The sequence below is a fragment of the Aeromonas sp. MR7 genome, assembly GCF_963899385.1.
GTDB lineage: Bacteria > Pseudomonadota > Gammaproteobacteria > Enterobacterales > Aeromonadaceae > Aeromonas > Aeromonas bestiarum.
Genome location: NZ_CAWQXH010000011.1, coordinates 545,468 through 562,829 on the forward strand (window position 1 = coordinate 545,468; position 17,362 = coordinate 562,829).

Annotated in this window: 16 protein-coding genes and 1 riboswitch; of the genes, 12 read left to right on the top strand and 4 right to left on the bottom strand. The window is 60.6% G+C overall.

Annotated elements, in window-relative coordinates:
- Window positions 1-31 precede the first annotated feature (31 nt).
- Together AACW87_RS07480 and AACW87_RS07485 are read left to right on the top strand one after the other, a co-directional pair.
- Window positions 32-814, top strand: coding sequence for a class II glutamine amidotransferase (locus tag AACW87_RS07480; RefSeq protein WP_042872409.1), 783 nt, complete (start codon window positions 32-34; stop codon window positions 812-814).
- Window positions 815-1,135: 321 nt separating this feature from the next.
- On the top strand, window positions 1,136-1,471 hold the full coding sequence (locus AACW87_RS07485) for an Hpt domain-containing protein (RefSeq protein ID WP_043138484.1): 336 nt from the start codon (window positions 1,136-1,138) through the stop codon (window positions 1,469-1,471).
- 51 nt (window positions 1,472-1,522) lie between these two features.
- On the opposite strand, the gene AACW87_RS07490 is transcribed toward AACW87_RS07485, so the two are convergent.
- Complete coding sequence (locus AACW87_RS07490; protein WP_043138482.1) at window positions 1,523-2,434, bottom strand: gluconeogenesis factor YvcK family protein; 912 nt, start codon at window positions 2,432-2,434, stop codon at window positions 1,523-1,525.
- A 113-nt stretch (window positions 2,435-2,547) separates the two neighbouring features.
- On the opposite strand from AACW87_RS07490, the gene AACW87_RS07495 reads away from it, so the two are divergent.
- Together AACW87_RS07495 and AACW87_RS07500 are read left to right on the top strand one after the other, a co-directional pair.
- The gene (locus AACW87_RS07495; protein ID WP_241324617.1) at window positions 2,548-3,732 is read left to right on the top strand and encodes an FIST signal transduction protein; all 1,185 of its coding nucleotides are present in this window, start codon (window positions 2,548-2,550) and stop codon (window positions 3,730-3,732) included.
- A 20-nt stretch (window positions 3,733-3,752) separates the two neighbouring features.
- Window positions 3,753-5,849 (top strand): hybrid sensor histidine kinase/response regulator, encoded by a 2,097-nt coding sequence (locus AACW87_RS07500; protein ID WP_043138478.1) that lies wholly within the window; start codon window positions 3,753-3,755, stop codon window positions 5,847-5,849.
- A 228-nt stretch (window positions 5,850-6,077) separates the two neighbouring features.
- On the opposite strand, the gene AACW87_RS07505 is transcribed toward AACW87_RS07500, so the two are convergent.
- The 3 genes from AACW87_RS07505 to narQ form a co-directional block, all read right to left on the bottom strand.
- Complete coding sequence (locus AACW87_RS07505) at window positions 6,078-6,653, bottom strand: LON peptidase substrate-binding domain-containing protein (RefSeq protein WP_042872396.1); 576 nt, start codon at window positions 6,651-6,653, stop codon at window positions 6,078-6,080.
- Window positions 6,654-7,250: 597 nt separating this feature from the next.
- Window positions 7,251-7,889 carry a two-component system response regulator NarL gene (narL, locus tag AACW87_RS07510; RefSeq protein ID WP_011705476.1) on the bottom strand — a complete coding sequence of 213 codons (639 nt, stop codon included), beginning with the start codon at window positions 7,887-7,889 and terminating at the stop codon, window positions 7,251-7,253.
- Window positions 7,889-9,601, bottom strand: coding sequence for a nitrate/nitrite two-component system sensor histidine kinase NarQ (narQ, locus tag AACW87_RS07515; protein WP_043138475.1), 1,713 nt, complete (start codon window positions 9,599-9,601; stop codon window positions 7,889-7,891). Before narQ ends, narL begins: the two co-directional genes overlap by 1 nt.
- 79 nt (window positions 9,602-9,680) lie before the next feature.
- A riboswitch (molybdenum cofactor riboswitch) is annotated at window positions 9,681-9,820 on the top strand.
- Between narQ and moaA the strand changes: the two genes are divergently transcribed.
- From moaA to AACW87_RS07555, 8 genes are all read left to right on the top strand, one after another.
- Window positions 9,808-10,803 carry a GTP 3',8-cyclase MoaA gene (gene moaA, locus AACW87_RS07520; protein ID WP_241324618.1) on the top strand — a complete coding sequence of 332 codons (996 nt, stop codon included), beginning with the start codon at window positions 9,808-9,810 and terminating at the stop codon, window positions 10,801-10,803. It overlaps the preceding riboswitch by 13 nt.
- A 252-nt stretch (window positions 10,804-11,055) precedes the next feature.
- A complete protein-coding gene (napF, locus tag AACW87_RS07525) occupies window positions 11,056-11,565 on the top strand; it encodes a ferredoxin-type protein NapF (protein ID WP_043557196.1) in 510 nt (169 codons plus the stop codon).
- Window positions 11,566-11,594: 29 nt separating this feature from the next.
- Window positions 11,595-11,858, top strand: coding sequence for a chaperone NapD (locus AACW87_RS07530; protein ID WP_043138469.1), 264 nt, complete (start codon window positions 11,595-11,597; stop codon window positions 11,856-11,858).
- A 129-nt stretch (window positions 11,859-11,987) separates the two neighbouring features.
- Window positions 11,988-14,477, top strand: coding sequence for a nitrate reductase catalytic subunit NapA (napA, locus tag AACW87_RS07535; protein ID WP_241324619.1), 2,490 nt, complete (start codon window positions 11,988-11,990; stop codon window positions 14,475-14,477).
- A 16-nt stretch (window positions 14,478-14,493) separates the two neighbouring features.
- Window positions 14,494-15,228, top strand: a complete 735-nt coding sequence (gene napG, locus AACW87_RS07540) for a ferredoxin-type protein NapG (protein ID WP_241324620.1) — start codon at window positions 14,494-14,496, stop codon at window positions 15,226-15,228.
- Entirely contained in the window at window positions 15,225-16,100 is an 876-nt protein-coding gene (napH, locus tag AACW87_RS07545) for a quinol dehydrogenase ferredoxin subunit NapH (RefSeq protein WP_241324621.1), read from the top strand. The genes napG and napH overlap by 4 nt, the downstream gene beginning before the upstream one ends.
- Window positions 16,100-16,558: a nitrate reductase cytochrome c-type subunit gene (locus tag AACW87_RS07550; protein ID WP_043138461.1), complete on the top strand. Its 459-nt coding sequence runs from the start codon at window positions 16,100-16,102 to the stop codon at window positions 16,556-16,558. Before napH ends, AACW87_RS07550 begins: the two co-directional genes overlap by 1 nt.
- 11 nt (window positions 16,559-16,569) lie before the next feature.
- Window positions 16,570-17,160: a cytochrome c3 family protein gene (locus AACW87_RS07555; protein WP_043138459.1), complete on the top strand. Its 591-nt coding sequence runs from the start codon at window positions 16,570-16,572 to the stop codon at window positions 17,158-17,160.
- Window positions 17,161-17,362 lie beyond the last annotated feature (202 nt).

The following is a 17,362-nucleotide window of genomic DNA, read 5'->3' on the forward strand; positions in this document are numbered from 1 at the left end:
GATGGCCCAGTAATTAAGGAGTCCGCTGCTTATGTGCGAACTGCTCGGCATGAGTGCCAATGTGCCGACCGACATCTGCTTCAGCTTTACCGGTCTGATGCTGCGCGGCGGCAAGACGGGGCCACACAAGGATGGTTGGGGGATCACCTTCTATGAGGGGAGGGGGTTTCGCACCTTCAAGGATCCCGAGCCCAGTGCCCAGTCACCGATAGCCAAGCTGGTACAGGCGTTGCCCATCAAGAGCCGCGCCGTGGTCAGTCATATCCGGCAGGCGAACCGCGGCTGCGTGTCGCTGGAAAATACCCATCCGTTCACCCGTGAACTGTGGGGCCGCTACTGGACCTTCGCCCACAATGGCCAGCTGACCGGTTACAAGCGACTCGCCACCGGGCGGCACCGCCCGGTGGGGGACACCGACAGCGAGCACGCATTTTGCTGGCTGCTCAACCGGCTGGAGCAGAAATATCCCAAGCGTCCCGCCAACTTCCCTGCCATGTTTCGCCATCTGGCCACCCTGTGCGACGAGTTGCGCGGACTCGGGGTATTCAACATGCTGCTGTCGGATGGGGAATTTGTGATGACCTATTGCAGCAACAACCTGCACTGGCTTACCCGGCGGGCGCCATTTGGCGAGGCCAGGCTGCTGGATGAAGATGTGGCCATCGATTTCCAGAGTGAGACGACCCCGGATGACGTGGTGACCCTGATCGCGACCCGTCCGCTGACCGGCAATGAAGATTGGGTCAGGATGGCGCCCGGCGAGTTCAGCCTGTTTCGGCTAGGTGAGCGCGTATGCGGCAGTCAGGATCGGTAATCATCTGATTTAAATATAAAAAAATACCAGGGTAGAATCCTACCCTGGTTCTTCGCAGCAGCCATACAGGCAAAAGGGATGAGAGAGGTGTTGCTGAGTCGCATCATTCTCACGGCCTCCATTGTTATTTAAATGTTAATTTGTTGGCAACATTTATGTTTCAATCCGACCTGCCTATCGCCACATTACTAGAACCGGATCACACTTTTCGTTTTGCGGCCGTTCGCCGGTCGACAAGCAGAAGGTGGGTGAGGGATGACGCTGTCGCGCCGGGCATCTATAGTATGTTCTGTTTGAATACCGCCAAATGAGGACTGAGGGATGGAATGGTTGGATCAGAAGGTGCTGCGACAGCTGGCGGAAGACATAGGCCAGGAGATGATGCCGGTGGTGATCTCGGTGTTTATCGAGGAAGTGGGGGAGCAGCTCGCCCAGCTGCGACCGCTCTATGAACGGCGGGACTGGCCTGCGCTGGCGCGGCTTGCCCACAGCATGAAATCCTCCTGCGGCAGCTACGGCGCCCAGCTCAGCTACCAGCAGGTGGTGGCATTGGAGCTGGCCTGCAAGCATGAAGATGCCGATGACGTCGCCCGGCTGCTGACCCAGCTGGAGCAATCCCTGCCCCAGGTGCTCTCTCACCTTGCCAACTACCACTGAGCTTGCTGCACAGCGGGGAACCAGCCGGTTCACCGCTGCGCGTAGCTGCCATCAGCGTTGATTGACCAGTTGCTGGATCACCCGATCCAGCGCCAGCTTGAGTTTCAGTCTGTCGTGGCGATGGGGGAGCTCGGCTTCACCCAGCTCGGCCTGGATCAGGCGACTGGCCAACTCGGCCGGATACTCCCCTGTGGGCGCCAGAATGGCATCGACACGACCCGTACCGACCCGTGACTCCAGCCAGCGCCATTGGTTGATCAGACTCAGCTGACTGGCGGGGCCATTCTCGGCTACCAGATTGCAGATGAACACCAGCATGGCATCGCTCTCATTGATGGCTTGCGCCACCTCGGCCAGCAGCAGGGGCGGCATGATGGAGGTGAGGAAGCTGCCGGGCCCGAGTATAATCATGTCGGCCTGAGCCAGCGCCTGCACCGCCTCGCGAGTCGCTGGTACTTCCGGGCTCAGACTCAGGGAGAGCGGTGGCGTATCGAGCTGATCGATGGAGACCTCTCCCAGGATCTGCTTGCCACAGACGGTGTGGGCGCACAGGTCGGTGGGAAATTCTGACATGGGTAACAATTGTGACTCTATTTTCAGCATGTCACTGATGAGCTTGATAGCATCAAGAGGGCGTACGCAGAGGTTGTCGAGCGCCAGCAGCATCAGGTTGCCGAGGTTGTGACCCGCCAGCTCACCGCGGCCGGCGAAGCGATATTCAAACAACAGACTGCCGATACTTGGATCCGTCACCAGCTGATTGAGGCAGTTGCGCAGATCTCCCCAGGCGATACACTCCTGGCTCTTGCGCAGGCGTCCAGTGGATCCGCCATCGTCCGTTGTGGCGACTATGCCGGTCAGCCGCTGGCCGAGAAACGAGAGTGAAGAGAGCACGCGGCCCATGCCGTGGCCGCCACCGATGGCGACGACCCGGTCAAAGTCATTGATGTTTTTCTGCCACATGCAGCCGTCCTGTGGTTGGGCTCAATTGAGGGCCATTCTAGCCGATGAAATCAGATAATTGTTTGATAAAGGTATGATTTTTGCTTACCCCCAGCATCATGAACAACTAGGAGATGGTGTTGAACTTTCTGACGGCTCACTCTCTTGAAGAGACCTCCCTGCTGGCTGCCCGGCAGGTCAGTAAGCGGCTGCTCGCTCAATCGCCCCATTCCCCTTCGCTGTTATTGGTCTATTTTACCCAAGCTCATGATGCCGAGGAACTGCGCAATCACCTCAAGCAGCAGTTTCCGACGACCCGGTTGATAGGGTGCAGCTCCTGCGGCGGCGTCATGACCCAGGTTGGCCACCACGCCCGTCAGGGGATAGGGCTGGCGGTGGCCGCCCTCTACGATGACAAGGGAGCCTATGGGGTGGCGGGGCAGGCGGGGGATGAGGTGGATATTCGCCAGCTGTTGCGCGCCGCCATCGCCGATGGCGGGCGTCCCGGCGAGCTGCCTCAGCTCATACTGTTGCACGCCAGCCCGGGTCAGGAGGAGGCGATGCTGGCCAGCATCGAAGCCGAGCTGGGAACGACCGTCCCTGTCGTGGGAGGCTCGGCGGCCGACAACAGTGTCAGCGGCGATTGGCAGCTGTGCTGGGATGAGGGCTGTGCCCGCGAGGGCGTGGTGCTGGCGGTGCTCTATCCCGATTGCCAGCTGGCGTTCCAGTTTCATTCTGGCTATGTCCCGACCGAGCACCGCGGCACCATTACCGCCCTGGCGGGGCGCGAGATCCTCACCATAGATCATGAGCCCGCCGCCGAGGTCTACGCTCGCTGGACCGGACGAACCACTGCCTGGCCTGTGGGGCCCATACTGCGGGATACCACCCTCTCGCCGCTGGCCCGCCAGGTGGGCACCCTGGACGACATGCCCTACTACAAGCTATCTCATCCCGAGGCGGTGACAGAAGGTGGCGGATTGCGCCTCTTCACCGATACCCGGCTCGGCGAGCGGCTGCTGTTGATGTACAGCAGTCAGGAAGGCTTGCTGCAGCGCAGTCTGAATGCGACCCGCATCGAACCCGAGTACGGCATGACCGCCGAGATGCAGCCGTTCGGGGCCCTAGTGATCTTTTGTGCTGGTTGTCGCTTGGCTCTTGGTGATAGCTTATGCCAATTCGTCGATCAATTTCACACCCGGCTGGGGGAGATCCCCTTCATTACCCCGTTCACTTTCGGTGAGCAGGGGCGTCTGCCCCACGGTGAGCTGGCACACGGCAACCTGATGGTATCGAGCGTGATCTTCCTCGACAGCTGATATATGGCGCTGGAAACAAGATGATAGGTAATACGGAATTGGAAGCCCTGGGTGACAAGCTGCAGACCACGCTGGTGGAGCTGGTGCGTTGTCGGGAACGCGAGGCCAAGTACCGCCAGGAGTCGCAGACCCTGCTGTGCGGGGTCGCGACGCTGGCCGATGCCCAGACCCTGGAGCAGGTGCTGGACAGCCTCATCCAGGCGCTCAAGCCCTTCATCGGTTTCGAACATGCGGATGTGGTGGCCTGGGAAGCTGGTGGTGGCATCACCCACCTCAGTACCCAGGATGGCGAGGTGGGGCGCCGCTGGCAGCTGACCCCGCTCTTCTCTCGCGCCATCGAGGGGGAGACCCTGGTCATCTATGACCCGACCCAGTTGCCCGAGCTGGCGCCACTGGCCGATGTGGCCGGCTGGGCCAGCGTCATGATGACGGGGTTGCGCGCCCCCGGTTTCTCCGGCGTCCTCATCTGCCGTCATGCCGTGATGGGCACCTTCGATCTCAAGAGCAAGGCGGCGATGCAACGCTGCCGTCCGCTCATCTCCCAGGCGCTGGTCAACATCGCCTATCGGGCCCGCTTGCAGGAGCAGGTCGAGCTCAAGACGCTGGCGCTGCAGACCAGCGAGCAGCGTTTTCGCAGCTTCGCCGGCATGGCCTCCGACTGGTTCTGGGAGACGGACACGGAACACAGGCTCAGCTATGTGTCGGCGCCCGGCTATCAGGGGGATGTGAAAGCGCATCCACCCGGTCAGAGCCTCTACGATTACGTCTATGATCGGCGGGATCCCGAGTGGGGCAAGTACCGTCGTCTCATCGAGCTGCATCTGCCGGTGCGGGCGGTGCGGGCCCAGGTCAGCCTGGCCAGGGGCCCCTGCTGGATGGAGATCAACGCCGAGCCCTGCTTTGACGCCGCCGGTGTCTTCATCGGCTATCGGGGCACGGCGCGGGATGTGGGCAACCAGATCCGCCGCGAGCAGGAGCTGGCCCGGGCACGGGATGAGGCCGAGGCGGCCAACCGTGCCAAGTCGCAGTTCCTGGCCATGATGACCCACGAGATCCGCTCCCCCATGAATGCGGTGCTGGGCATGCTGGATCTGTTGCAACATGCCCAGCTCGAGCCTCAGCAGCAGACCCTGCTCGGACATGCCACCCACTCGGCCCGTCTGCTGCAGACCATCATCGACGATGTGCTCGATTTCTCGAAAATCGAATCTCATACCCTGGAATTTCACTGCGAGACCCTGCTCCCCACCCAGCTGTGCCAATCTCTGATCGAACCGCTGCAAGAGCGCGCCAGGAGCAAGGGCATAGCCCTGCGCTGGCGGGTGGATGAGGCGGTTCCGCCCCAGTTGCAGGGGGATCCTGTGCGGCTGTCACAGGTGATCAGCAACCTGCTCGGCAACGCGGTGAAGTTCACCAGCCAGGGCAGCGTCTTGCTGCAACTGGACTGGCACGAGCAACGGCTGCGGGTGTCGGTGACCGATACCGGGATCGGCATCTCGGCCGAGGATCAGGCGCTCCTGTTCGAGCCCTTCTCCCAAGTCGACAGCTCGGCGACCCGCCGTTTCTCCGGGACCGGACTGGGGCTGGCCATCAGCAAACGGCTGGTGGAGCTGATGGGCGGGGAGATCCGCCTGCAGAGCGCGCCCGGCCAGGGCAGCTGCTTCTGGTTCGAGCTGCCCGGCATGGCGCTGCCGTGTGAGTGCAGCAGCCGGCCCGAGCCGGATCAATTGCCCATTCAGGATCTGGATGTGCTGGTGGTGGAAGACAGCCCGGTCAACCAGCTGGTGGTGTCCCTCATGCTGCAAAAACTGGTGAGCCGGGTGCGGCTCGCGGCCAATGGCCTGGAGGCGCTGGCCCAGGTGGCGGAGCAGCAGCCGGATCTCATCCTGATGGACATGCGGATGCCGCAGATGGATGGGCTGGAGGCGACTCGCCGCTTGCGAGAACTGGGCTGCAAGGTGCCCATAGTGGCCTTGACGGCCAATGCCATGGCCGAAGACAGGGCCCGTTGTCTGGCCCAGGGAATGGATGATTTTCTGGCCAAGCCCATCAGCCTGATGCGACTGAGAGAGTGCCTGCAGCGCCATATCAGCCCAGTGTTGCCGGATCGCAGGTAAAAAAATGGTCAACCTGGGTGGTTGACCAATTCTTCAGCAAATACTGAAGAGAGCACGGGATAAATCGGGTTGTACGATTCTATATGAAAAAGTCGTGCCAACTTTTCAGAACCTGTTTATGCGGCTTGCGGCTCTGTTATTGCTTTTTATCGATCACCGCCGTTTGCAAAATGCGAAATTCTTATTTTCATTGTGGGAATATTCGCATTTTGCAATGTTCTCTTTGACTCACTGTGCGATCAGTCGGCGCAAGAATTGACGGGCCGCTTCGCTATTTTGTTTGGCAATCAACATCTGTTTTTCGTAGATGGGCATGGGCAGAATTTCGAGCCAGCGTTGGCAGAGCCAGGCTGCATCGTCAAACTGTTTGTCCGGGTAGAGCTCATCGAGCTCCGGATACTGCTCGAACACTTCCCGCAGCCGGGTGACCAGCGGTTTGTCACTGAAGTCTGAATGGGCGCTCGGCCAGTTGGGCAGCGCTTCGACCTTGGCCCGGCGCAATCCCATCTCGTCCGTTTCCATCTCATGGATGCAGAAACGTTCCATGCCGAGCACAGTGACGCCGAGCAGGCCGTCATTCAGGGTGTAGAAATCGGTCACCTTCACCCGGGTGCCGACCGGCAGTATGCGCCCGGACTTGCCCGTGGTGGTCGCCTCTTCCATCACTATGCCGAAACCCTGGTCATTGATGAATGACTCTTTGAGCATCTGCAGGTGGCGCGGTTCAAACAAACGCAGCGGAAGCTTGCCACCAGGCAGTATGTGGGAAGGCAAGGGGAACAATGCCAAGGGTTGAAGTTTCATGTTCCGTCCTCCATTGAGTAGTTGCTGAATAGGACAATGCAGCGACTGTGCCAGAGGATGAAAAAGGCCCCGGAATGGGGGGGTTAGTCTCCAAATTGAGTCTGAAATTTATTAATAATCAGATATTTATATTTTTATCTTTTTTTCCAAGGTGAGCCCGTAGTCAGCTGAATACGGCCGGATCCTGAGTACTCGCCCCCCGCTCTCTTTGCGTCCTGAATTGAAGCGCATCGCATCTTGCAAAGAGCCAAGTGCAAAATGCGCATGGCCGTTGCGGCGGCGTGCAAGCCGCGTCGCTGGCCTGAGTACAAGGTGCGAGCAGGCAGGGGAGCCCGGTTCGAGAAGCGAGAAGATAGAAGTGCGCCGCAGTGACGGATGCGGTGAATCGGCGGGTGAATTCCGCTTCCACACAAGCGGGAGTGTGTGGTCGCGCATCTCGCTTGTTGTGGGGGCAAAGGGGATCGGCCGGGTTTTGCGTAGATAAGGAAAGCCCCGACGATGCGGGGCTTTGGTTTTTCCTCTCAAGCTGATCAAGGCATGTGCATAGAGCGCAACAAAGTGCTCTGTTGAATGCGTTCATCCACCTCTGCCAGCGCGTTAGTTACGCTGCTCCAGGTACATGACGGCCGCTTCGACGCGGCTCTGGGCCTCGAGTTTCTTCAGCAGACTCTTCACGTGTACCTTGACCGTGCCCTCGGAAATATGGAGCACGGAGGCGACCTGTTTGTTGGAGAGGCCCTTGGCAATCTCGCGCAGGATCTGCATCTCGCGACGGGTCAGGCTCTCCAGCTTCTGCTGCAGATGATCCAGCTCGTAGATGTTCTCGAGGTAGGGGCGCAGCGGCTCGCTCAGGATCTGCTTGCCGGTCATCACGTCCGCCAGCTGGGCGAGCAGCATCTCTGGCTCGGTATCCTTGAGCAGATAACCATCGGCGCCGGCCTTGAGCAGGGCGACCACATCCTGGCGGGCATCCGAGACGGTCAGGATCACCACCCGGGAGGTGACCTCTTCGGTGCGCAGCGCCTTGAGGGTATCCAGACCTGAGAGGCCTTTCATGTTGAGGTCGAGCAGGATCAGATCCGGTTCGGACTCTTTGGCCATGGCGACGGCGTCGGTGCCGTTGGACGCTTCACCGACCACCTCTATGTTCTCTTCCAGGGCCAGCAATTGCACAATCCCTTTGCGCATGAGGGGATGGTCATCCACGACCAGAACACTATATTTCATCTCGTCCATCAGGCATCTCTTGTTAGGCTGGTGGGAAAGGTCAGATGTACGCAGGTGCCTCTGGGCGGCTGCTCGCTGATGGTCAGCAGACCATGTAACTTGCTGGCACGCTCATTCATGATGCTAAGGCCATAGTGATTGACCGCCGAGCTTGCGATCCCTATTCCAACACCGTCATCTGAAATCTGAACCTGAATGTTACCATTGGCGAGGGTCTCACAGCTAACATCAATCACTTGCGCGTTGGCATGTTTGATGGCGTTGAGCACTGCCTCACGGATCAGCTGCAGGATATGGATATGCTGGCCCGCCTCCAGATCCGTATCGGCCAGACCGTAATGGAGCCCGATCTCGGCCTGGGTCTGTGGCTTGAGCTGTTCCAGCATCACCTTGATGGCTTCCCCCAGATTGGCGTCACCTATGCTGAGGCGGAAGGTGCCGAGCAGCTCGCGCAACTGGGTATAGGCGCTGCTGAGCCCCTCGTCGATCTGTTGCATGGCGGCCTCTGTCTTGGCGGATTCCCCCTTGGCGAAGGCGCGTTTGAGCAGGGTGGACTGGATCTTGAGATAGGAGAGCGCCTGGGCCAGCGAGTCGTGCAGCTCGCGGGCGATGACGGCTCTCTCTTCCATCAGCAACAGCCGCTGATGTTGCAGCAGGGTCTGATCCTTGTGCAGCACCTGGGCCAGCAGCATGGAGAAGTTCTTCATCAGCCGCTCGTCTATGGGGTGGCTGCTGATCACGTCAAGCCGGCCGTACTCCTGCTCATCCATCTGCAGATGAAAGCTCACCACTGAGTCGAGATCGCCGGGCCAGCCCTTGCGCCCCGTGATGTAGTCCGGCATGGCGTTGTGTTCGAAGCGGGTCAGCCGTATGTGGTCTATGTGCTGATGGGCCGCGGCCCGCTCCAGCAGCTTGAGCAGGGTGCGCCGGCTCAGCGGCGCCGCATGCAGCTTCTGGGCTGTGCTGTAGAGGAAGGAGAGGGTGTCGTTGGCCTGCTGCAGCTTGGCGGTCTTCTCTTCCACCTTGCTCTCCAGCTCCCGATAAAGCTTGCCCAGCTCGTCGGCCATGGTGACGAAGGCACCCGACAACTCCCCCAGCTCGTTCTCGCAATGGGGGGGCAGGGTGAGATCGAACTCCTGGCGCTGGATCTGGCGGGCACAATAGACCAGCTGGTTGAGTGGTGCCACCACCTGCTGGCGGGTAAACCGCACGGTAAACCAGGCGATGGTGATGATGGAGAGCAGTCCCAGCCCCTCCGCCAGCGCCAGCATGCGCACCTTGAACTCCACGTGGTACTGCATCTGGTTGACGAAGTCGTCGATGGCCGCCACAAACTGCTCAGTGTTGTCTGTGTAGCGTCTGGGGGTGGCATTCTCGATGTGCTCGCGCATCACCTGCCATTGCAGCAACACCTCGCCATAGGTGCGGCGCAGGGAGGCAGGGGTGATCCAGCGCTGGGTCTCCTGCAACTCGGCCGCATGCAGCGTCTGTTCAAACTGATCGAGTCGTCCCAGCACGGGTTGGCCCTGCTCTATCTCGTAGGCCATGCGGTAGGCCTGCATTCGCAGCGAACCCGAGAGGTTGATCGCCTTGGCATCGGGCACCGAGTAGAACAGGGTCACCATGGCCACCACGGCGATCAGGCTCGCCATGAACAGAATGAGCACCATGGAGCGCCCGATGGCGCTGCTGACCGAATGCACTTTGAACCACTTTCCCATGCTGATCGTCTTCCTTCGCATCAGACAATAACCCCACAAAGTAGCATGGGAGTGTACTCCAACTTGTGCTAGCATCGAAAAACTAGATGAACTCCGAGCTGTTTTGCCTAAGTCCTTGCGATAAGGGAAAACCGCCGTCAGCCGATGTTCGAGCTGTAAGGGTCAGGAAAGAAATGCCCTGGCCTCCCGTATTTGGAAAGGTGTTTATGTCGCCACTGCAAGATGGTTTTTCCCGTCGTTTTTATTATTTGCGCCTGTCGGTTACCGATGTGTGCAATTTTCGTTGTACCTACTGTTTGCCCGACGGCTATCGTCCTCCGGACGGGAACAAAGAGGGGCGCAAGTCGTTTCTCTCGCTGGACGAGATCCGCCGCATTGTCTCGGGCTTCGCCGCCATGGGCACCCGCAAGGTGCGCCTGACCGGAGGCGAGCCCTCCCTGCGCCGGGACTTCACCGCCATCATAGAGACGGTGGCCAATACCCCTGGCATAGAGAAGGTGGCCATGACCACCAATGGCTACCGCTTGAAAGAGCGCGCCCAGGAGTGGTTCGATGCGGGCCTCACCGCCCTCAACGTCAGCGTCGACAGTCTGGATCCCCGTCAGTTTCACCAGATCACCGGTGAGAACAAACTGGCGGAGGTGATGGACGGGATCGAAGCGGCGCTGGCCGCCGGCTTCAAATCGGTGAAGATCAATGCGGTGCTGCTCAAGGGGCTCAATGACCATCAACTGGATGTGTTTCTGGCCTGGATCAGGCACAAGCCCATCGAGCTGCGTTTCATCGAGCTGATGCAGACCGGCGAGATGGATACCCTGTTTCAGAACCATCACGCCAGCGGTGACCTCATCAAGCAGCGGCTGCTCGAGAGTGGCTGGGTCCAGCAGTTGCGTGGTGCGGACGATGGTCCGGCCCAGGTGTTCATGCATCCTGAGTCAATGGGGGGCGTGGGGCTCATCATGCCCTACAGCAAGGATTTCTGTGCCGGTTGCAACCGGCTGCGGGTTTCCTCCGTGGGCAAGCTGCACCTGTGTCTGTTCGGTGATAACGGGGTGGAGCTGCGTGACCTGCTGGCGGCAGACAACCAGCAGGATGCACTGCAACAGCGCATTCGTGCCGCCCTCACCGGCAAGGCTGCATCTCACCGCTTGCACGAGGGCAATGCCGGCATGACCCCGCATCTGGCCTCCATCGGCGGCTAACCCTCAGGTGGGCTTGAAAAAATAGCCATCGATTAATAAGCAATCCTCAAATGGGGGTATTTTCACCGGCCCCCCTTCTCTCTCTTGACGCCAAGGGTTTGATCCAGCGCAAGAATCCCCCCTGTTTATCTCCCTAGTGGTATATCCCTGACCTTGTCAGGGCCGCAATATACACCCACTCTTATAATAGGTATTGAAAATGCCTGTCATGGGACTCGCTCGTGCGCTATCAACCACCAGAAAGGAGTCGATATGCCGGATGGGGTCAACCTGTCGCGTCGTGGTCTGTTTCGAGGTCGCCTGACATCGAGCGACCCTCAGGTTCAGTTGCCCTGGTCAGTCTCCTGGCCCGAGTTCGTGGCCGATTGCACCCGCTGTGGCGATTGCCTGGCGGCCTGCCCGGAGCAGATCCTTATCAAGGGTGACGGTGGTTATCCTGCGGTGGATTTCCTGCGTGGCGAGTGCACCTTCTGCGGTGATTGTGTCACGGCCTGCAAGGCGCCGGTATTTCGTCCCATGACGGAGGCGCCCTGGCGATACATAGCCCATATTGAAGCCAGCTGTCTGGCCAGTACCCAGGTCTTCTGCCAGCGTTGCCAGGATAGCTGCGAAACCCGCGCGATCCGCTTTTCTCCCGTGCTGGGCCGGGTACCGACCCCCAGCATAGATGCCGCCTCGTGTACCGGCTGTGGCGCCTGCGTGATGGACTGTCCGGTGGGCAGCATCCGGGTCGGCGCACCCAAATCCGAGGATCCAACATGAGTCAGGATGTGTGTGAAGCAGGAGCCACAATGAACCAAGAGTTCCATGTATCGAGCCTGGTGGTGCTGACCCAGCCCTCCCTGCGTCACCAGCTCGCAGAACAGATAGCATCCCTTGAGGGGGCCGAGGTCCACGCCGTCAGTGAGATCGGCAAGCTGGTGGTGACCCTGGAAGGGCCAAGCCAGCGCCCCATCATGGATGCCATAGATGCGATAAATGCCATGCCGGGCGTGTTGTCCGCCGCCCTGATCTACCATCAGTTCGATGAGCTCGATGTCGAATGCAAGGAATAGAAACGCCGTGAGGGCGGGGCCGCGAGGTTCGCGATGCCCGATAAAAGCAATAAAGCGCCATGAAGCTGAGCCAGCGCGGCTCGTCACTATGGCTGTCATTGATGTGATTAAGCAATGTGAGGATATGCCATGAAGCTGAGTCGACGCGACTTTATGAAGGCCAATGCGGTGGCGGCAGCCGCCGCCGTGGCCGGTGTCAGTGCCCCCACCCTGGCGGCGAACCTGATCACCAGTACCGACAAGACCGCCATCACCTGGGACAAGGCGCCGTGCCGTTTCTGCGGTACCGGTTGCTCCGTGCTGGTGGGCTCTCAGGGTGGCCGCGTCGTTGCGACCCAAGGCGATCCCGATGCCCCGGTCAACCGTGGCCTCAACTGCATCAAGGGTTACTTCCTGTCGAAGATCATGTACGGCCAGGACCGGCTGACCCAGCCGATGCTGCGCATGACCAACGGCAAGTTCGACAAAAACGGTGACTTCGCCCCCATCAGCTGGGATCAGGCGTTCGACATCATGGCCGAGAAGTTCAAGGCCACCCTCAAAGAGAAGGGCCCGACCGCCGTCGGCATGTTCGGCTCCGGCCAGTGGACAGTGTGGGAAGGCTACGCCGCCTCCAAGTTGATGAAGGCCGGTTTCCGCTCCAACAACCTAGATCCCAACGCCCGTCACTGCATGGCCTCGGCCGTGGTCGGTTTCATGCGCACCTTCGGCATGGATGAACCCATGGGCTGCTACGACGACATAGAGCAGGCCGATGCCTTCGTGTTGTGGGGCTCCAACATGGCCGAGATGCACCCCATCCTCTGGTCACGGATGTCCGATCGCCGCCTCTCCAATCCGGACGTGCAGGTGCATGTGCTCTCCACCTTCGAGCATCGCAGCTTCGAGCTCGCCGACAACGGCATGGTGTTCACGCCGCAGACTGACTTGGCGATCCTGAACTACGTCGCCAACTACATCATCCAGAACGACAAGGTGAACTGGGAGTTCGTCAACAAGCACACCCAGTTCCGCCTGGGCGTCACCGACATCGGCTACGGCCTGCGTCCGACCAACCCGCTGCAGCAGCAGGCGAAGAACCCGGACAGCGGCGACTCCACCCCCATGAGCTTCGATGACTTCGCGAAATTCGTGGCAGATTACGACGTGGATTCGGTTTCCAAGCTCTCCGGCGTCTCCAAGGACAAGCTGGAAAAACTGGCGCAGCTCTATGCCGATCCGAGCAAGAAGGTGGTCTCTTACTGGACCATGGGTTTCAACCAGCACACTCGTGGCGTCTGGGCCAACAACCTCTGCTACAACATTCACCTGCTGACCGGCAAGATCTCCACCCCGGGCAGCGGTCCCTTCTCCCTGACCGGCCAACCGTCCGCCTGTGGCACCGCCCGGGAAGTGGGCACCTTCGCTCATCGTCTGCCCGCCGACATGGTGGTGACCGAGCCCAAGCACCGCGCCATCGCCGAGAAGATCTGGAAGCTGCCGGAAGGCACCATCCCGGACAAGGTGGGTTATCACGCCGTGCTTCAGAGCCGCATGCTCAAAGACGGCAAGCTCAACGCCTATTGGGTGATGTGCAACAACAACATGCAGGCCGGCCCGAACATGAACGAGGAGGGGCTGCCCGGTTACCGCAACCCGGCCAACTTCATCGTGGTGTCCGACCCTTACCCGACCGTGACCGCCCAGGCTGCGGATCTCATCCTGCCCACCGCCATGTGGGTGGAGAAAGAGGGGGCCTATGGCAACGCCGAGCGCCGCACCCAGTTCTGGCACCAGCAGGTCAAGCCGCCGGAAGGGGCCAAGTCCGACTTGTGGCAGCTGATGGAGTTCGCCAAGCGCTTCACGGTGGAAGAGGTGTGGCCGGCCGAGCTTATCGCCAAGATGCCGGAAGTGAAGGGCAAGACCCTGTATGAGGTGCTCTACAAGAACGGTCAGGTCGATCAGTTCCCGAAAGAGCAGAGCAAGGGTGTGCTCAACGACGAGGCTGAACACTTCGGTTTCTACGTCCAGAAGGGGCTGTTCGAAGAGTACGCCAGCTTCGGCCGCGGTCATGGTCACGATCTGGCCCCCTTCGATCAGTATCACGAGGCGCGCGGTCTGCGCTGGCCAGTGGTGGATGGCAAGGAGACCCTGTGGCGCTACCGTGAAGGGTTCGACCCCTATGTGAAGGCGGGCGAGGGGGTGCGTTTCTACGGCAAGCCCGATGGCAAGGCGGTGATCTTCGCGCTGCCCTACGAGCCGGCCGCCGAGGCGCCGGATAAAGAGTATGACATGTGGCTCTCTACCGGCCGCGTGCTGGAACACTGGCACACAGGCACCATGACCCGTCGCGTGCCCGAGCTCTATCGCGCCTTCCCGGATGCGGTGCTCTTCATGCACCCGGAAGATGCCAAGGCCCGTGGCGTGCGTCGTGGCGAAGAGGTGATCGTCTCCTCCCGTCGTGGCGAGGTGAAGACCCGGGTCGAGACCCGCGGCCGCAACCGTCCGCCCAAAGGCCTGGTGTTCATGCCCTTCTTCGACGCGAGCCAGCTGGTCAACAAGCTGACCCTGGACGCGACGGATCCGCTCTCCAAAGAGACGGATTACAAGAAGTGCGCCGTCAAGGTCGTCAAGGCATAAGGCGGGGGAGCGCGAGATGAGTCGTAGTCGGCGCCAGTTTCTGGCCGACATGGCCAAGGGGGCCTGCGGTGTGGGCCTGCTTGGTGTGGGGCTCGGCGGCATGGCGCGCCAGCAGGTGCAAGCCGTGCCTGCCCAGGCGCTGCGCCCGCCAGCCGCCCTCGACGAGGCCGAGTTCCTCAGCGCCTGCGTGCGCTGCGGGCTCTGCGTCGAGGCCTGCCCCTACGACACTCTCAAGCTTGCCCGGCTGTTTGAACCCGTGACCACCGGCACCCCCTATTTTGATGCGCGGGCCGTGCCGTGCGAGATGTGTGACGACATCCCCTGCGTGGTGGCCTGCCCGAGCGGGGCGCTGGATCAGGGGATGACCGACATCGATCAGGCTCGGATGGGGGTGGCAGTGCTCATCGATCACGAGACCTGCCTCAATTATCTGGGGCTGCGCTGCGATGTCTGCTACCGGGTCTGCCCCTTGATTGACAAGGCGATCACTCTGGAGCTGCAGCACAATCAGCGCACCGGCAAGCACGCCATGTTTCTGCCCACAGTGCACAGCGACATCTGTACCGGCTGCGGCAAGTGCGAGCACGCCTGTGTGCTGGAGGAGTCTGCCATCAAGGTGGTACCCCGTCAGCTCGCCAAGGGGGAGTTGGGCCATCACTACCGGCTCGGCTGGGAAGAGAAGCGCAAGGCGGGCAAGTCGCTCATCGGTGAGCGGCTCAGCCTGCCTACCCGCAAACCGGAGGGGCTATGAGTCGTTATCCGGGGGCCGAGGCTCGTGCGCGGCTCGGCTGGTGGCGGTCACATCGCTTCCTGCTGCTGCGGCGACTGACCCAGTGCTGCGTGCTGGGGCTGTTTCTGCTGGGGCCGCTGGCGGGCGTCTGGATCCTCAAGGGCAACCTCTCCAGCTCACTCTTGCTGGAGACGGTCCCGCTCACGGATCCCCTCACCCTGCTGCAGTCGGTGGCGGCGGGCCATTGGCCCATCACCACCCTCTGGCTGGGGGCGGCCCTGGTGCTGCTGGGGTACTGGCTGGTCGGGGGGCGGGTGTTCTGCTCCTGGGTCTGTCCGGTCAACCTCATCACGGATGCCGCCGCCTGGGTCAGGGCCCGGCTTGGCCTCAAGGGCAGCGGTCAGTTCAACCGCAATACGCGTTACTGGCTGCTGGCCATGGTGCTGGTGGCCCCGGCCATCGCGGGCGTGCTGGTGTGGGAGCTGGTCAATCCGGTCTCGCTCGCCCTGCGCGGTCTGCTGTTTGGCATGGGGACTGGGTGGGCCTTGCTGGCGGTGCTCTTCCTGTTCGACCTGTTTGTGGTGGAGCGGGGCTGGTGTGGTCATCTCTGCCCTGTGGGGGCCTTCTATGCCCTGGTCAACCGGGTCGGGTTCATCAAGATTTCTGCCAGGGGGCGTGAGCGGTGCAGCAACTGCATGGATTGTTATGCGGTCTGCCCCGAGCGCCCCATTCTGCGCGGCCCCGTTCACGGTGCCAAGCGTGGTCACGGGCCCTTGATTGTGGCTCAAGAGTGTACCAACTGCGGCCGTTGCATTGATGTCTGCGCGGAGCAAGTTTTTGAAATCACTGTAGGTTTTGCCGTCAAGGCTGATAAAACGTCGGAGAACAGATAATGAAAAAGCTGATTGGAGCAATGCTGGCCTGCCTGGTGGCGGGGTCCTTGATGGCAGCACAGAATCCCGAAATCACGACGGAGACCGGTGGCATCAAGTCTGAACGGGGCACCACGGATCTCGGGACCGAGGCCGAAGCCGCCCCCATGAAGAACTTTCGCAAGGATGGCGACCTCTACGATCGCCAGTACATGCATCAGCCACCGCTGATCCCCCACGACACCCGCAACTATGAAGTGGACAACAAGGTCAACAAGTGCCTGGCCTGTCACAGCTTCAAGAATGCCAGCAAGATGAAGGCCCCCAAGATTAGCCCGACTCACTTCGAGACCCGTGACGGCATGACCTTAGGGGAGGTCTCGCCCCGTCGCTACTTCTGCCTGCAGTGCCACGTGCCACAAACGGATGCCAAGCCGCTGGTGGAAAATACGTTTAAACCGGTTGAAGCGCTGAACTGAGGAACCCATAGATGAAATTACCTGGTTTTGTGCAACGACTGTGGACCACCTTCAAGTCTCCCTCCAAGGCCGCCCTCTGGGTGTTGCTGATGATGGGCTTCTTTGGCGGGGTCATCTTCTGGGGCGGTTTCAACACCGCCATGGAAGCCTCCAACACCGAGAAGTTTTGTACCGGTTGTCACGAGATGAAGGACAACGTGTTCGTGGAGTACCGCGACACCATCCACTACGCCAACCGTTCCGGCGTGCGCGCCAGCTGCCCGGATTGCCACGTGCCCCACGAATGGACCTACAAGATCATTCGCAAGGTGCAGGCGTCCAAGGAGCTGTGGGGCATGCTGACCGGCAAGGTGGATACCCGCGAGAAGTTCGAGAGCCACCGCCGCGAGATGGCCGAGCGGGAGTGGAAGCGCATGAAGGACACGGATTCGAGGGAGTGTCGCAACTGCCACAACTTCGAGTACATGGACTTCTCCCTGCAAGGCAAGCGTGGGGCCCAGATGCACTCCACCAGTCTGGCCAGTGGCGAGAGCACTTGCATCGACTGTCACAAGGGCATAGCTCACCAGCTGCCTGACATGACAGGGGTGAAGGGCTTCTAAGACAGCCAGATCCAGGCCGGGCTTGCCCGGCCTGTTCATATTGCAGCCAACCGCGCCAAAACGGCATTTGTGTGCCCTTTAAATCCCCCCTCTGGCACGAGTTTTGGTAGAATCGGGCCGCCGTGAGTCGCAGCGAGTGATCATGTGGTAAGGGTCATGCCTGCGCAGGTATGGATCCCTCCCGGATCAAGCGCTGCACACC

Excerpts from the sequence above, each read along its gene's own strand:
- AACW87_RS07480 (WP_042872409.1), top strand. The coding sequence starts at position 32 with ATGTGCGAACTGCTCGGCATGAGTGCCAATGTGCCGACCGACATCTGC.
- AACW87_RS07485 (WP_043138484.1), top strand. The coding sequence starts at position 1,136 with ATGGAATGGTTGGATCAGAAGGTGCTGCGACAGCTGGCGGAAGACATA.
- AACW87_RS07490 (WP_043138482.1), bottom strand. The coding sequence starts at position 2,434 with ATGTGGCAGAAAAACATCAATGACTTTGACCGGGTCGTCGCCATCGGT.
- AACW87_RS07495 (WP_241324617.1), top strand. The coding sequence starts at position 2,548 with ATGGTGTTGAACTTTCTGACGGCTCACTCTCTTGAAGAGACCTCCCTG.
- AACW87_RS07500 (WP_043138478.1), top strand. The coding sequence starts at position 3,753 with ATGATAGGTAATACGGAATTGGAAGCCCTGGGTGACAAGCTGCAGACC.
- AACW87_RS07505 (WP_042872396.1), bottom strand. The coding sequence starts at position 6,653 with ATGAAACTTCAACCCTTGGCATTGTTCCCCTTGCCTTCCCACATACTG.
- narL (WP_011705476.1), bottom strand. The coding sequence starts at position 7,889 with ATGGACGAGATGAAATATAGTGTTCTGGTCGTGGATGACCATCCCCTC.
- narQ (WP_043138475.1), bottom strand. The coding sequence starts at position 9,601 with ATGGGAAAGTGGTTCAAAGTGCATTCGGTCAGCAGCGCCATCGGGCGC.
- moaA (WP_241324618.1), top strand. The coding sequence starts at position 9,808 with ATGTCGCCACTGCAAGATGGTTTTTCCCGTCGTTTTTATTATTTGCGC.
- napF (WP_043557196.1), top strand. The coding sequence starts at position 11,056 with ATGCCGGATGGGGTCAACCTGTCGCGTCGTGGTCTGTTTCGAGGTCGC.
- AACW87_RS07530 (WP_043138469.1), top strand. The coding sequence starts at position 11,595 with ATGAACCAAGAGTTCCATGTATCGAGCCTGGTGGTGCTGACCCAGCCC.
- napA (WP_241324619.1), top strand. The coding sequence starts at position 11,988 with ATGAAGCTGAGTCGACGCGACTTTATGAAGGCCAATGCGGTGGCGGCA.
- napG (WP_241324620.1), top strand. The coding sequence starts at position 14,494 with ATGAGTCGTAGTCGGCGCCAGTTTCTGGCCGACATGGCCAAGGGGGCC.
- napH (WP_241324621.1), top strand. The coding sequence starts at position 15,225 with ATGAGTCGTTATCCGGGGGCCGAGGCTCGTGCGCGGCTCGGCTGGTGG.
- AACW87_RS07550 (WP_043138461.1), top strand. The coding sequence starts at position 16,100 with ATGAAAAAGCTGATTGGAGCAATGCTGGCCTGCCTGGTGGCGGGGTCC.
- AACW87_RS07555 (WP_043138459.1), top strand. The coding sequence starts at position 16,570 with ATGAAATTACCTGGTTTTGTGCAACGACTGTGGACCACCTTCAAGTCT.